Source organism: Brenneria sp. hezel4-2-4, assembly GCF_013155275.1.
Lineage (GTDB): Bacteria > Pseudomonadota > Gammaproteobacteria > Enterobacterales > Enterobacteriaceae > Brenneria.
Genome location: NZ_JABJXS010000010.1, coordinates 50,922 through 64,554, shown reverse-complemented (window position 1 = coordinate 64,554; position 13,633 = coordinate 50,922). Strand labels below are relative to the sequence as shown.

Annotated in this window: 12 protein-coding genes; 8 read left to right on the top strand and 4 right to left on the bottom strand. The window is 57.7% G+C overall.

Features of this window, described 5'->3' with window-relative positions; genetic code table 11:
• Together nfuA and gntX are read right to left on the bottom strand one after the other, a co-directional pair.
• Nucleotides 1–576, bottom strand: a complete 576-nt coding sequence (gene nfuA, locus HOY33_RS16890) for a Fe-S biogenesis protein NfuA (protein WP_172291306.1) — start codon at nt 574–576, stop codon at nt 1–3.
• Between the two features lie 60 nt (nt 577–636).
• Nucleotides 637–1,338, bottom strand: coding sequence for a DNA utilization protein GntX (gene gntX / locus HOY33_RS16885; protein ID WP_172291305.1), 702 nt, complete (start codon nt 1,336–1,338; stop codon nt 637–639).
• A gap of 53 nt (nt 1,339–1,391) precedes the next feature.
• Here gntX and bioH point away from each other — a divergent pair, with 53 nt between their 5' ends.
• From bioH to HOY33_RS16860, 5 genes are all read left to right on the top strand, one after another.
• Nucleotides 1,392–2,180, top strand: a complete 789-nt coding sequence (gene bioH / locus HOY33_RS16880) for a pimeloyl-ACP methyl ester esterase BioH (RefSeq protein ID WP_172291304.1) — start codon at nt 1,392–1,394, stop codon at nt 2,178–2,180.
• 91 nt (nt 2,181–2,271) lie between these two features.
• Nucleotides 2,272–4,017 carry an alkaline phosphatase gene (locus HOY33_RS16875; RefSeq protein WP_172291303.1) on the top strand — a complete coding sequence of 582 codons (1,746 nt, stop codon included), beginning with the start codon at nt 2,272–2,274 and terminating at the stop codon, nt 4,015–4,017.
• A gap of 9 nt (nt 4,018–4,026) precedes the next feature.
• A complete protein-coding gene (locus tag HOY33_RS16870; RefSeq protein WP_172291302.1) occupies nt 4,027–4,503 on the top strand; it encodes a hypothetical protein in 477 nt (158 codons plus the stop codon).
• Nucleotides 4,504–4,511: 8 nt separating this feature from the next.
• Nucleotides 4,512–5,204, top strand: coding sequence for an ABC transporter ATP-binding protein (locus HOY33_RS16865; RefSeq protein WP_172291301.1), 693 nt, complete (start codon nt 4,512–4,514; stop codon nt 5,202–5,204).
• Entirely contained in the window at nt 5,201–6,436 is a 1,236-nt protein-coding gene (locus tag HOY33_RS16860) for an ABC transporter permease (protein WP_172291300.1), read from the top strand. The genes HOY33_RS16865 and HOY33_RS16860 overlap by 4 nt, the downstream gene beginning before the upstream one ends.
• A 327-nt stretch (nt 6,437–6,763) precedes the next feature.
• On the opposite strand, the gene HOY33_RS16855 is transcribed toward HOY33_RS16860, so the two are convergent.
• Nucleotides 6,764–9,100: a Tex family protein gene (locus tag HOY33_RS16855; RefSeq protein ID WP_172291299.1), complete on the bottom strand. Its 2,337-nt coding sequence runs from the start codon at nt 9,098–9,100 to the stop codon at nt 6,764–6,766.
• Nucleotides 9,101–9,379: 279 nt separating this feature from the next.
• Between HOY33_RS16855 and HOY33_RS16850 the strand changes: the two genes are divergently transcribed.
• A complete protein-coding gene (locus HOY33_RS16850; RefSeq protein ID WP_172291298.1) occupies nt 9,380–10,669 on the top strand; it encodes a citrate synthase in 1,290 nt (429 codons plus the stop codon).
• A gap of 25 nt (nt 10,670–10,694) precedes the next feature.
• Here HOY33_RS16850 and greB read toward each other — a convergent pair whose 3' ends face one another.
• The gene (gene greB, locus HOY33_RS16845; protein WP_172291297.1) at nt 10,695–11,183 is read right to left on the bottom strand and encodes a transcription elongation factor GreB; all 489 of its coding nucleotides are present in this window, start codon (nt 11,181–11,183) and stop codon (nt 10,695–10,697) included.
• Nucleotides 11,184–11,520: 337 nt separating this feature from the next.
• On the opposite strand from greB, the gene ompR reads away from it, so the two are divergent.
• On the top strand, nt 11,521–12,240 hold the full coding sequence (gene ompR, locus HOY33_RS16840; RefSeq protein ID WP_005969424.1) for a two-component system response regulator OmpR: 720 nt from the start codon (nt 11,521–11,523) through the stop codon (nt 12,238–12,240).
• Nucleotides 12,237–13,595 (top strand): two-component system sensor histidine kinase EnvZ, encoded by a 1,359-nt coding sequence (envZ, locus tag HOY33_RS16835; protein WP_172291296.1) that lies wholly within the window; start codon nt 12,237–12,239, stop codon nt 13,593–13,595. The genes ompR and envZ overlap by 4 nt, the downstream gene beginning before the upstream one ends.
• The last annotated feature ends 38 nt before the right edge of the window (nt 13,596–13,633 follow it).

The following is a 13,633-nucleotide window of genomic DNA, read 5'->3' as shown; positions in this document are numbered from 1 at the left end:
TTAATAATAGGAATGCTCACCGCGCTGATGCTCGGTGAGATCCCTCACGCCTTTCAGCTCTGGGAACTTTTGCAACAATTCTTTCTCAATCCCTTCTTTCAACGTGTAGTCGACCATCGAACAGCCGTTGCAACCGCCGCCGAATTGCAGGATCGCCAGATTATCATCGGTGATTTCCATCAGCGTGACGCGGCCGCCGTGGCCTGCCAACTGTGGGTTGATCTGCGATTGCAGTACATATTCCACGCGTTCAATCAACGGCGCGTCGTCATCCACTTTACGCATCTTGGCGTTGGGCGCTTTCAGCGTAAGCTGAGAACCCAGTTGGTCGGTGACGAAATCGATTTCAGCATCTTCCAGATACGGCGCACTAAGTTCGTCCACATAGGCTGAAATTTTTTCAAATTTCAGTTCGGTGTCGCTGGCTTCCACTGCATCCGGGGGGCAATAAGAAACGCCGCACTCCGCATTGGGTGTGCCGGGATTGATGACGAAAACACGAATTTGCGTGCCTTCTTCCTGTTTTGCCAGCAGTTTCAGGAAGTGTTCCTGAGCAGCGTCAGTAATATGGATCATAATGTTAAACTCAATGGTTGACTACGCTTATCGGTTATAATACGCCCATCCTCCCTTGAACTACAAGGTTCGGCACAAACACCATACCTGAACGCCCGCCGCCCCTTGCGCCAGCAGAAGCCGGCTGATTTCCGCCGCGGTGCTGCCGGTGGTCACCACATCATCCAGCAATACCACCTGTTTGCCCGGCAGCGAGGCGTGACAGCGAAACGCGCCTCGCAGATTGCCGCGCCGTGCGCTGGCGCTGAGCTTTTGCTGAAGAGGCGTCTGGCGGATACGCCGTATGGCGCGAGGTTCATAATCACATCCCAGCCAATGCGCCAAAGGGCGGGCTAACAATTCGGTCTGGTTGAATCCGCGCGACCAGTGACGCCGTTGGTGCAGGGGCACCGTAACTATCCGGTCGGGCCGGAACAGGCGGCGCGGCGTCAGCAACGCCTGTTCGCGATAGGCGGCCAACCAGCGTAATAAGAGTTGCCGGGCAAGCGCCGGGGCCAGTTCCGTTTTACCGTTAAATTTAAATTGTTTGATTAAGGCGTTGAGCGGTGGAACATAGTCACCGACAAACGTTATCGACTGCCAGGGCGGCGGATTTTTCAGACAGCGCCCGCACTGCCGCGTCGGATCGCCGGTCGGCAAGCCGCAGCGTGGGCAGCATACCGGCGTCGGCGACAGGCGGCGCTGGCAATAGGAGCAAATTCCCTGCTGGCTGCGATAAAGCGGCGACCGGCATAGCCAGCACAGGGCGGCGATGGTTAACATAGGCTTTTCCCTGAAGTGAACAGAGTGGATTTCTCTAAGGCGGACGATAACTTATGAAACCGTTGTATTGGCAGACTGAAGGCGCAGGAAAAACGGAACTTGTGCTGCTGCACGGCTGGGGGCTGAATGCGAAGGTATGGCATGGCATTTCATCGCGACTGGCCGCGCATTTTCGCCTGCATCTGGTGGATTTGCCCGGCTATGGCCGAAGCCAGGGGTTCGGCGCGATGTCGCTGGAGGACATGGCGGCGACGGTGCTGGCGCAGGCCCCTGAACGCGCCGTCTGGCTGGGCTGGTCGCTGGGCGGGCTGGTGACCAGTCAGATTGCATTAAACGCGCCGCAGCGGGTGAGCGGGCTGATCACGCTGGCGTCGTCGCCGTGCTTTAGCGCGCGGGAGGGCTGGCCGGGCATTAAATCCGATGTGTTGCACGGGTTCCAGCAGCAGCTCAGCGATGATTTCCAGCGCACCGTCGAACGTTTTCTGGCGCTGCAAACGCTGGGAACCGATAGCGCGCGACAGGATGCCCGATTACTGAAGCGCGTGGTGCTGGAGCAACCCATGCCCTCCGTCGAGGTGCTGAACGGCGGTCTGGAAATTCTGCGTCAGACGGATTTACGGCCGGCGCTGACGTCATTGCCGCTGCCGTTTTTGCGTCTCTATGGCGCGTTGGACGGATTGGTGCCGCGTAAAGTGGCCGGTTTGCTGGATGAACAGTGGCCGCGGTCTTCATCGTTGGTGATCCCGAAAGCGGCGCATGCGCCCTTTATTTCCCATCCGGATACGGTTGTTGCGCAACTGACGGCGTTTAGCCAACGGCCGGACGTGGCCGAGCGGGCGTGAACCCCGCTCGGAATTGATATCCATGTTCATCAAACTGTAAGAAAAGATAACTACGTTATGTCCTGTTCATTCCGCAATCAAGGACATCACGATGAAAGCTTATTGGTTATTGCCTTTAGCGTTGGCCGGCGTACTGCCGGGCCTGGTTCAGTCACAGGCTATTTATCCCATCGACCGCGCGACCATGCTGGCGGGGGGAAAATTCGATTTTAAAGTCGAGTTTGACGAGGTACTCAAGCCGGAAGAGATCCGTATCCTGATCAACGGCAAAGATTATCAACAGGTGTTGGGAAAATCGGCCACGTTCGTCGAACGTGAAGACGGCGCCGGGGCGTCTACCGTGTGGGTGCGGGATGCGCATCTGCCCGCCGCCGGTCAATACGCCGTGGAAGCGCAGGCCAAAGGGAAAACGACGCGGGTAACCTGGGACGTCTATCAGACGCCGGATACCCGCAAAGCCAAAAACGTTATTTTGTTTATCGGCGACGGGTTGTCCGTCGCTCACCGCACCGGCGCCCGTATTCTGTCCAAAGGGATAACCGAAGGAAAGGCGGACGGCCGTCTGGCGATTGACGATCTGCAATACATGGCGTTTGCCGGCACCTCCAGTACCGACTCGATTGCGGCGGACAGCGCCAATACCATGAGCGCCTATATGACCGGGCATAAATCCGGCGTAAACGCGCTGGGCGTCTACGTCAGCCGCAGTAAAAACTCGCTGGAACATCCGAAACAGGAAACGCTCGGCGAGCTGATTACCCGTTCAACCAATATGGCGGTCGGCGTGGTCAGCGATGCTGAAATTGAAGACGCAACCCCGGCGGCCGTGGTGGCCCATACCCGCCGTCGGGCGGATAAAGCGGAAATCGTCGAGATGTTCTACAACGTGCAGCCCAGCGTGATCCTGGGCGGCGGCTCAGCTTATTTCCTGCCGCAGAGCACGCCGGGCTCAAAACGCAAAGATGAAAACAACTATATCGAAAAATTCCAGCAGGCGGGTTACACGCTGGCTACCGATGCCCAAACGCTGAAGGAAAATGCGGCTCAGGCCACCAAACTGCTGGGCCTGTTCCATACCGGCAACATGGATGATGTGCTGGATCGCCGTTTCCTGAAAAACGACGTCGCCAAAAAATTCCCCCACCAGCCCGATCTGACCGAAATGACGCAGGCGGCGCTGGATGTCCTGTCCAAAAATCAGGATGGTTTCTTCCTGATGGTGGAATCCGCGCTGATCGACAAAGCCTCGCATCCGCTGGACTGGGAGCGCGCGTTTTATAACACCATCATGCTGGATCAGTCGGTGGCGCTGGCGAAGGCATTCGCCGAGCGGCACCCGGATACCTTGATCGTCGTTACCGGCGACCATACCCACGGTCTCTCCATTATCGGCACGGTGGACGATGAAAAACCGGGCGCCGACATGCGCGAGAAAGTCGGCGTGTATGAAGACGCCGGCTACCCGAACTATCGGGACGCCAATAAAGATGGTTATCCCGACGAGGTGCATGTTTCCAAACGTCTGGCGGTGTTCTTCAACAACTTTCCTGACTATTACGAAACCTTTCGGCCGAAGCTGGACGGGCGCTTTGTGCCGGCGGTGAAAAATGAAAAGGATGAATACGTGGCGAATAAAGCCTATGAGGCGGTGCCGGGGGCGGTATTCCGCGAAGGGATCCTGCCGCGTTCTTCCGATACCGGCGTGCACGCGGTGGACGATATGGTGATTCAGGCCAGCGGGCCGGGAGCCGAGCGGATCCGGGGTTATATGGAAAATACGGAGCTGTTTCGGGTGATTGTCGATGCGTTGGCGCTAAAACCGCAGGACAAGAGATAATTGGCCGGTATGAATAACGCGAAATGTAACCCGGCGGGGGCAAACCCGCTTTCTGTCTGGTTGAACGCAGCGCCGATTGTGCTTGCGCTATTGTGCGTCGCGCCAGCGAAAGCCGCGCCGCCTGAACTGTCTTTCGACAAACTTTATGCGTCTTACGGCGTGCTGGGACTGGCATTCTCCGATGACGTCAAAATCTTATCCGGCAAGCGGGTGACGATGCGCGGCTTTATGGCGCCGCCGCTGAAAGCGGAAGCCCAATTCTTCGTGCTGACCAAAATGCCGATGGCGTTGTGTCCTTTCTGTTCCTCCGATGCCGACTGGCCGGAAGATATCGTGGTGGTCTATCTGGCTAAACGGCAAACCTTCGTCCAGAACAACACCATTATTGAAGTGAAAGGCGTACTGGAGCACGGATCGTGGACCGACGCGGAAACCGGTTTCGTCAGTCTTCTGCGGCTGCGTGATGCGACGTTCGATACCCTGTAGGAGCACTGATGGTGGAGTTATTGATTCAAGATCTGAGCGTCACTTTCCCCGATACGCCGGATGCGGTGCTGGCTATTCCGGCGTTGCGCATCGCCGCCGGTTCGCAGGTGGCGGTAATGGGGCCGTCCGGCTCGGGCAAAACCACGCTGGTCAATGCGATTAGCGGCCTGGATTCGCGGGGAACGGGCAGCGTGAACTGGGCGCAGCAGGACATCAGGCGGTTAAATGAAACCGAACGGGATCGCTGGCGGGCGCGGCATGTGGGGTTGGTAATGCAGGATTTCCATCTCTTTCCCGGTTTGAGCGCTCGGGAAAACGTGCTATTACCGGCGAACTTTCATCACTGGCGCTTGCCGGCATCATTAAAACAGCGCGCCGCCGATCTGCTGGCGCAGGTCGGGCTGGATGTCGGTAATCGCCCGGTTGAGATGCTGTCGCGCGGGGAAAAGCAACGAGTCGCCGTCGCCAGAGCGTTGCTGGGATCGCCGGATATTATCGTGGCGGATGAACCGACGGCCAGTCTGGATGCGCACAGCGGCGCGCAAATCGCCGAACTGCTGGCGACTCTGGCGCGGCAAAATAACGCCACGTTGATTGCCATTACCCACGATCGGCTTCTGGCGTCACGGATGACGCGTTGTCTGCGATTGGAGAAAGGGCGGCTGATAGCCGACAGCGCTCAACAGGAGGTTGCACCATGATCCCGTGGCGTCTTATCTGGGTTGACTGGCGGCGTTTATGGCCGGGGGTCGTGGTGGTGGTGTTGCTGATTGCGACGGCTACCGCGCTAAGTATTGCCGTCAGCCTACAGGAAAGAGCGCTGCGTATGGGAAGCGCGAAAGCGGCGGATCGTTTTGATTTGATCGTCGGCGCGCCGGGCAGCGAAACGCAACTGGTGCTATCGTCGGTTTTCCTGCAACCGTCGGCGCTGACGCTGATCCCCGCGCAGATCGTGGACGATTTGACGAAAAATCCGCTGGTGGCCTGGGCGGCGCCGGTAGCGTTCGGCGATTTTTATCAGGACATGCCGATAGTCGGCACCACTGCGCCGCTGGCGACCGATAACGGCAAGCGGCGACTGCTGGCCGGTCGGGTGTTTAACGCGGATTTCGAAGCGGTGGTGGGCGCGCATACCGGCCTGGCGTTGGGGGATACGTTCAGCCCGATTCACGGTCAGGTGGGGCAAGAGGGCGCGCATGCGCATGAAGAGGTCAATTACACCGTGGTGGGGATCCTGCCCGCCGACGGCAGCGCATGGGATAAGGCGATTCTGGTGCCGATAAGCGCGGTGTGGCGGGTGCATGGTGTGCAGCCGCCACCTGCGGATGACGCGCAGGATGAGGGGCACTCGCACGACGAACACGCTGAGCGGGACGCGGGCGATCATGCGCATCAGGCGGGCGTGCCGGCGATTGTGGTGAAGCCCAAGAGCATTGCCGGGGCTTATCAGCTTCGTTCGTTATATCGCACCCACGCGACGCAGGCCGTCTTCCCCGGCGAAGTGCTGGTGAAGCTCTATTCCCTATTGGGGGATATTCGGCAGTTGTTGATTTATATCTCACTGGGCACGCAAGGGCTGGTCGGCGTCGCCGTGGCGATGGTGGCGGTGGTTCACCTGCGGCAGCGACAAAAACAGATCGGGGCGTTGCGGGCGTTCGGCGCGCCGCGCTATGGCGTTTTCGCGCTTGTCTGGTGTGGTTTGATGTCGCTGGTTAGCGCCGGCGTGCTGCTGGGTATCGGCATCGGCTATGCCGCCGCACAGGTCATTGCGCAGGCGATGAGCGAGAAAAGCGGCTTTGTGCTGCCGGTGACGCTGGGACAGGATGACGTTGCCTTTGTGCTGATTCTGCTGTTGGTCGCCGCGATGCTGTTGACCGTTCCCGCGATGCTGGCTTACCGGCAGTCGCCGGCCGCCGCGCTGCGCGGGGAGTGAGGGTGAGGTTTTCTCTCTCCCGGTCAGCGGTCACGAACGCCGAAAGCATCGCATAGCGACGACACCATTTTGCAACTTTGCAACGCAAAATGGAACAACGCTTGCGTTAGCCGTAGGGTGAACCCCAACGGGGTTCATCATTTTCCGCGAAATGCCTGGGGACACGGGGCGGCGGTGATTGAGCCGCCACGTGCCGGGCGCGTGCTGAGACGGTCGCAGCAATCGACTGAGGTTAGTGCGCACGAAACGTTCACTGCACTGACAGAAATTCTTCCCCAAATTTGTGGGGATTCTCCAGTCCCAACGGCGGGGCCGGGGTCAACCGGATCAGCGCTTCTTAAACGCCGCCGCCAGCGCATCGCTCATGGCGCTGTTACCCGCCGTGGCAGCGTTGCCCGCCGGACGAGAGCGTGGCTTGCCTGACGGCTGACGCGGCGAAGCCGGAGTGTCGCGAGCCCCGCCATTGCCCCCGCGGCGCGCGGCGGTTTCACCCGGCTGTTCGTCCAGCCGCATGGTCAGCGCGATACGCTTGCGTTGCAGATCGACTTCCATCACTTTCACCTTGACGATATCCCCGGCCTTAACCACGGTATGCGGATCCTCAACGAAGCGATCGGCGAGGGAGGAGATATGCACCAGTCCGTCCTGATGGACGCCGATATCCACGAAAGCCCCGAAGTTGGTCACGTTGGTGACCGCGCCTTCCAGAATCATGCCGGGCAGCAGGTCGTTCATGGTTTCCACCCCGTCGGCAAAGCTGGCGGTTTTAAACTCGGGACGTGGGTCGCGTCCCGGTTTCTCCAGCTCTTTGATGATGTCGGTCACGGTCGGCACGCCAAAACGCGCGTCGGTAAAATCAGCCGCTTTCAGATTGCGCAGCGCGCCGGGATTGCCCATTAAATCCTGGATCGCCTGTTCGGTCGCCGCCAGAATGCGCTCCACGACCGGGTAGGCTTCCGGGTGAACGGTAGACGCATCCAGCGGATTATCGCCGTGATTGATGCGCAGGAAGCCGGCACACTGTTCAAACGCTTTCGGCCCCAGCCGGCTGACTTTCAGTAGCTGTTCCCGGTTGCGGAAACGGCCGTTTTCATCGCGCCAGGCGACCACGTTCTGCGCCATCATTCGCGTGAGGCCCGCCACGCGGGTCAGCAGGGCGACAGAGGCGGTATTCAGATCGACGCCGACGGCGTTGACGCAGTCTTCCACCACGGCATCGAGTTTTTTCGCCAGCAGGCTCTGGCTGACATCGTGCTGATACTGGCCGACGCCGATGGATTTCGGGTCGATTTTCACCAGTTCGGCCAGTGGGTCCTGCAAACGACGGGCGATAGAAACGGCGCCGCGCAGGGAAACGTCCAGGTCGGGGAATTCCTGCGCGGCCAATTCCGACGCTGAGTACACGGACGCGCCGGCCTCACTGACGATGACTTTCTGCGCGCGGATATCCGGGAACTGTTTTTGCGTATCCAGGAAGAAACGTTCGGTTTCCCGTGAGGCGGTGCCGTTGCCAATCGCCACCAGTTCGACCTGATGTTTGATGCACAGGGCGGCAACGATGGCGGCGGCTTTGGCCGCCTGACCGGTATGCGGATAAATGGTGTCGGTGGCGACCAGCTTGCCGGTGGCATCGACCACCGCGACTTTCACCCCGGTGCGTAAACCCGGGTCCAGCCCCATGGTGGCGCGCATGCCGGCCGGGGCCGCCATCAACAGATCGTGCATGTTGCGGGCGAAGACATTGATCGCTTCGTCTTCCGCTTTTTCACGCACGCTGCCCATCAGTTCGGTTTCGAGATGCAGCAGCACTTTGATGCGCCAGGTCCAGTTGACGACCGCGCGCCGCCAACTGTCTGCGGCCGCATTACCCAGCCGCAGATTCAGATGATCGATAATAATCTGTTCGCAATGGCTTTCGCGCGGCGTTTCTTCAAACTGCGGATCGGCATTCAGCGACAGTTGCAAAATCCCTTCATTGCGGCCGCGGAACATCGCCAGCGCGCGGTGAGAGGGCACCTGGGCAATCGGCTCGTGGTGGTCGAAATAGTCGCGGAATTTCGCGCCTTGTTCCTCTTTCCCCTCCACCACGCGGGAAACCAGATGGGCGTTTTTCCACAGGTAGTGACGCACCTTGGCCAGCAGCGCGGCGTCTTCCGCGAAGCGCTCCATCAGAATGTAGCGCGCGCCATCCAGCGCGGCTTTGGCGTCCGCTACGCCCAGCTCGGCGTTGACGTAAGCCTGAGCGGCTTGCTCCGGCTCCTGAGACGGATCCTGCCACAGACTGTCCGCCAACGGCTCCAGCCCGGCTTCGATGGCGATCTGCCCGCGAGTGCGGCGCTTAGGCTTGTACGGCAGATAGAGATCTTCCAGTTCGGTCTTGCTCAGCGTGGCGCCGATCGCGTTGGCGAGTTGTTCGGTCAGTTTTCCCTGCTCGTCGATGGATTTCAGAATTGTCTGGCGCCGATCTTCCAGTTCTCGCAGGTAACTCAGACGGGTTTCCAACTGACGCAGTTGGGTATCATCCAGCCCGCCGGTCACTTCTTTACGGTAACGGGCGATAAAAGGGACGGTGTTTCCTTCGTCCAGCAGACGGACGGCCGCGTCCACTTGCTCGGTACGCGCCTGCAATTCGCCGGCGATAATCTGGCTTAACGAATCATTCATAGGTCTGATATCAATAGTCATCAAGTAATGGGTTAAACAGCTGGAGGACAGTTATACGGATTGATAACCAAAAATGCCAGCCGTACCCGCCGGGGAAAACCGCGATCGCGGCGGCGGCGTGTTTACGGCATGGTAAAAACCCAAGGTAGAGGGTAAGGTAAACTTTATCTAAATCAATATTGCGTAAGATTGTTATAACCGCGCGGCGTTTTTAGCGTATTAAATAGTCAAGGCCGTTTATAGCAACCGCGATGACCAATCCGTGCAGGAGAGAGTTCAATGACAGTAAGCAAGTCCACCCTGATTGTAGACGGGCAGGAAAATATCACGCTGGACATTCGTTCCGGCGTGATGGGTAGGGATGCCGTGGATATTCGCCCGCTCGGCGCTCGGGGGTTATGCAGTTACGATCCCGGTTTTGCCAATACGGCAGGGTGTGAATCTGAAATTACCTACATTGACGCCGCCAACAGCGTGTTGCTGCATCGGGGGTTTCCTGTCGAGCAACTGGCGGATAACTGTGATTTTACCGAAGTCTGCTTTATCCTGCTGCACGGCGAGGCGCCTTCAAAGGACGAATACGCCAGATTTGCCAACACCATTACCCGCCATACCCTGGTGCATGAGCAGATCAGCCGTATGTTCAGCGGCTTTCGCCGCGATGCGCATCCTATGGCGCTGATGTGTGCGGTCGTCGGGGCGCTGGCGGCGTTCTATCATGACGTGCTGGATATTAACAATCCCGAACATCGCGAATTGGCCGCCGTCCGGCTGTTGTCGAAAATGCCGACGCTGGCGGCGATGTGTTACAAATACTCTATCGAACAGCCCGCCGTTTATCCTCGCAATTCGCTTTCCTATACCGGTAATCTCCTGCATATGCTGTTTTCTATTCCGGCGGAAAAGTATGAGGTGAATCCGGTGCTGGAAAACGCGATGAACCGGATTCTGATCCTGCACGCCGACCACGGCCAGTGTCCGTCCACCATGGCGGTCAGGGCTTCCGGTTCATCCGGGGCCAACCCGTTTGCCTGTATTGCCGCAGGGCTGGCTTCAATGTGGGGGCCGTTGCATGGCGGCGCCAACGAAGCCTGCATGCGCATGCTGGAAGAGATTAAAACGGTCGATCGTATTCCGGCGTTTTTGAAGCGGGCAAAAGATCAGGGCGACTCGTTGCGGCTGATGGGATTTGGCAATTCGATCTATCAACATTTCGATCCGCGTGCCGCCATCCTGCGTAAAACCTGTTACGACGTCCTCAGTGAACTGGGGATGGAAGACAGCCTGCTTCAGGTCGCCATCGAGCTGGAGCATATTGCCATCACCGATCCCTATTTCCTGGAAAACAAATTGTATCCCAGCGCCGATTTTTACACCGCGGTGATCCTCAAAGCGATGGGGCTGCCGTCCTCGATGTTTCCGGTGATTTCCGCCGTCGGCCGCACCATCGGGTGGATTGCGCACTGGAATGAAATGCACAATCAGCAGGACATCAAGATTTATCGTCCGCGGCAGATTTATATCGGCGAACCGCGCCGGGATTATGTTTCCCGGCTGAATGAAGCATAACGTTTGATAGCGAAAAAATTTCCGGTTATTCGCTCTGGCGCGTGATGTATTCGATCGCATTGACGTACCATTCTTTGGCGCCTTCCGGGGTGGTGACGGTGAAGGCCTGATCGACCTCTTTTTTCAGTAATGCCCGCGCCATCGGCGAGTCAATGGAGATGTAATCTTTAGCGTCGCCATAAATTTCATCAGGCCCGACGATGCGAAAGCGTCTTGTCCGGCCTTCTTCGTTTTCAATTTCGACCCAGGCGCCAAAAAAGACCTTGCCGTCCTGTTGCGGGGAATAGTCGACGATCTGTAGCTCGGTCAGACACTTTCTCAAGTAGCGGACGCGGCGGTCAATCTGGCGTAGCAAACGCTTATTATAGGTATAATCGGCGTTTTCAGATCTGTCCCCCAGACTGGCGGCCCATGACACGATCCGGGTTATCTCGGGTCGTTTCACATTCCAGAGATGGTCGTGTTCCGCTTTGAGCTTGTTGTATCCTTCCCGGGTGATCAGCTTGGTTTTCACTCGCTTTCAATCTCATGCTATTGGGGATATTGGCCGGCATTATATCAAGTATTTCTGAGGCGGTGCGGCATCCCTTTGGGGCTTATAAAATGCGCTTTCGGCGAATTCCATTACCTATTGTGTGCTTTAACGCCCAACGCCATGCGTTGGCATAGCGAACGGCGGTCGGTTTATGGCAAGGTAGCGATCACTAACGCAAGGAAACGGTTGATTAAGCGTATTTTAATATGCTTTGTAACAATTTTGCCTAGAATGTATACCAGAAACGACTGTCAGTAATTCGAATGTTTCTGAACAATAGCGGCATCGGCGGCTATTGCGCCTTTGGAGAAAGAGAATGCAAGAGAACTATAAAATTCTGGTTGTGGATGACGATATGCGTTTACGCGCGCTGCTGGAACGTTATCTGACCGAGCAGGGTTTTCAGGTACGCAGCGTTGCCAATGCTGAACAGATGGATCGTTTACTGACCCGCGAGTCATTTCACCTGATGGTGTTGGATCTGATGCTGCCGGGTGAAGACGGTCTGTCCATCTGCCGTCGTTTGCGCAGCCAGAGTAATCCCATGCCAATCATCATGGTGACGGCGAAAGGGGAAGAGGTTGACCGTATCGTCGGCCTGGAAATCGGCGCGGATGACTATATTCCCAAACCGTTTAATCCACGTGAGCTGTTGGCCCGTATTCGTGCGGTGCTGCGCCGTCAGGCAAATGAGCTGCCGGGCGCGCCGTCGCAGGAAGAGGCGATTATCGCCTTTGGTAAATTCAAACTGAATCTGGGCACACGCGAAATGTTCCGCGATGATGAGCCTATGCCGTTAACCAGCGGTGAGTTTGCCGTGCTCAAAGCGCTGGTCAGCCATCCGCGGGAGCCACTGTCGCGCGACAAACTGATGAATCTGGCGCGCGGCCGCGAATACAGCGCCATGGAACGTTCCATCGACGTACAGATTTCCCGTCTGCGGCGCATGGTGGAAGAGGATCCGGCGCACCCGCGCTATATCCAAACCGTTTGGGGCCTGGGTTACGTCTTTGTGCCGGACGGCAGTAAGGCATGATGCGATGGCGCTTTTCTCCGCGCAGCTCATTTGCCCGGACATTGTTGCTGATTGTCACGCTGTTGTTCGTCAGTCTGGTCACCACCTATTTGGTGGTGCTGAACTTCGCTATTTTGCCGAGTTTACAGCAGTTTAATAAAGTGCTGGCCTATGAAGTAAGAATGCTGATGACCGACAGCCTGCAACTGGAGGACGGCACCACCCTGGAGGTGCCGCCTGCGTTCCGGCGTGAGATTTACCGTGAGCTGGGTATATCGTTATATACCAATGCGGCGGCGGAGGAGAGCGGCCTGCGGTGGGCTCAGCACTATAAGTTTCTGAGCCAGCAGATGGCGCAACAGTTGGGCGGCCCGACGGACGTGCGGGTTGAGGTGAACAAAAATACCCCGGTGGTGTGGCTGAAAACCTGGCTGTCGCCGGATATCTGGGTGCGGGTGCCGTTAACCGAAATTCATCAGGGGGATTTTTCCCCGCTATTTCGCTACACGCTGGCGATTATGCTCTTGGTGATTGGCGGCGCGTGGCTGTTTATTCGGGTGCAGAATCGTCCGCTTGTCGAACTGGAACATGCGGCCTTACAGGTCGGTAAAGGCATTATTCCGCCGCCGTTGCGTGAGTATGGCGCCTCGGAGGTGCGCTCGGTGACCCGGGCGTTTAACCAGATGGCCTCGGGCGTGAAGCTGCTGGCGGACGATCGTACTCTGCTGATGGCGGGCGTCAGTCACGATTTACGCACCCCGCTGACGCGTATTCGTCTGGCGACGGAAATGATGAGCAAGGATGACGACTATCTGGCGGAGTCGATCAATAAAGATATTGAAGAGTGCAATGCGATCATCGAGCAGTTCATCGACTACCTGCGCACCGGTCAGGAAATGCAAACCGAAGTGGCGGATCTTAACGCCATTATGGGCGAAGTGGTGGCGGCTGAAAGCGGCTATGAACGCCAGATTGACAGCGATTTTTCCTCAGGCGAATTGATGGTTCGCGTCAGTCCTTTGTCAATTAAACGCGCGGCGCTGAATCTGGTGGTAAACGCGGCCCGTTATGGCAACGGCTGGATCAAGGTCAGCACCGGCCGTGAATTGCAGCGCGCCTGGTTTCAGGTTGAGGATGATGGCGCCGGCATCGATCCGGAGCAGCTTAAGCACCTGTTCCAACCTTTTGTCCGCGGCGACAGCGCCCGCAGCACCAGCGGAACGGGTCTGGGGCTGGCGATCGTGCAGCGAATTATTGATGCGCATCACGGCGTACTTGACGTGGGCGCCAACGAGCGCGGCGGACTGTACGTCCGGGCTTATTTGCCGCTGCTGTTTGATAGGGTAAGCGCCGAGAGCAGTACGGCTAAAGACTAGCCGGCATGATAAGTAAAAGGCGCGGATCCCCGCGCCTT

Bases quoted from the DNA above. Each gene is read 5' to 3' on its own strand.
- gntX (WP_172291305.1), bottom strand. From the start codon at position 1,338: ATGTTAACCATCGCCGCCCTGTGCTGGCTATGCCGGTCGCCGCTTTAT.
- HOY33_RS16875 (WP_172291303.1), top strand. From the start codon at position 2,272: ATGAAAGCTTATTGGTTATTGCCTTTAGCGTTGGCCGGCGTACTGCCG.
- nfuA (WP_172291306.1), bottom strand. From the start codon at position 576: ATGATCCATATTACTGACGCTGCTCAGGAACACTTCCTGAAACTGCTG.
- ompR (WP_005969424.1), top strand. From the start codon at position 11,521: ATGCAAGAGAACTATAAAATTCTGGTTGTGGATGACGATATGCGTTTA.
- HOY33_RS16850 (WP_172291298.1), top strand. From the start codon at position 9,380: ATGACAGTAAGCAAGTCCACCCTGATTGTAGACGGGCAGGAAAATATC.
- HOY33_RS16855 (WP_172291299.1), bottom strand. From the start codon at position 9,100: ATGAATGATTCGTTAAGCCAGATTATCGCCGGCGAATTGCAGGCGCGT.
- HOY33_RS16870 (WP_172291302.1), top strand. From the start codon at position 4,027: ATGAATAACGCGAAATGTAACCCGGCGGGGGCAAACCCGCTTTCTGTC.
- bioH (WP_172291304.1), top strand. From the start codon at position 1,392: ATGAAACCGTTGTATTGGCAGACTGAAGGCGCAGGAAAAACGGAACTT.
- envZ (WP_172291296.1), top strand. From the start codon at position 12,237: ATGATGCGATGGCGCTTTTCTCCGCGCAGCTCATTTGCCCGGACATTG.
- HOY33_RS16865 (WP_172291301.1), top strand. From the start codon at position 4,512: ATGGTGGAGTTATTGATTCAAGATCTGAGCGTCACTTTCCCCGATACG.
- HOY33_RS16860 (WP_172291300.1), top strand. From the start codon at position 5,201: ATGATCCCGTGGCGTCTTATCTGGGTTGACTGGCGGCGTTTATGGCCG.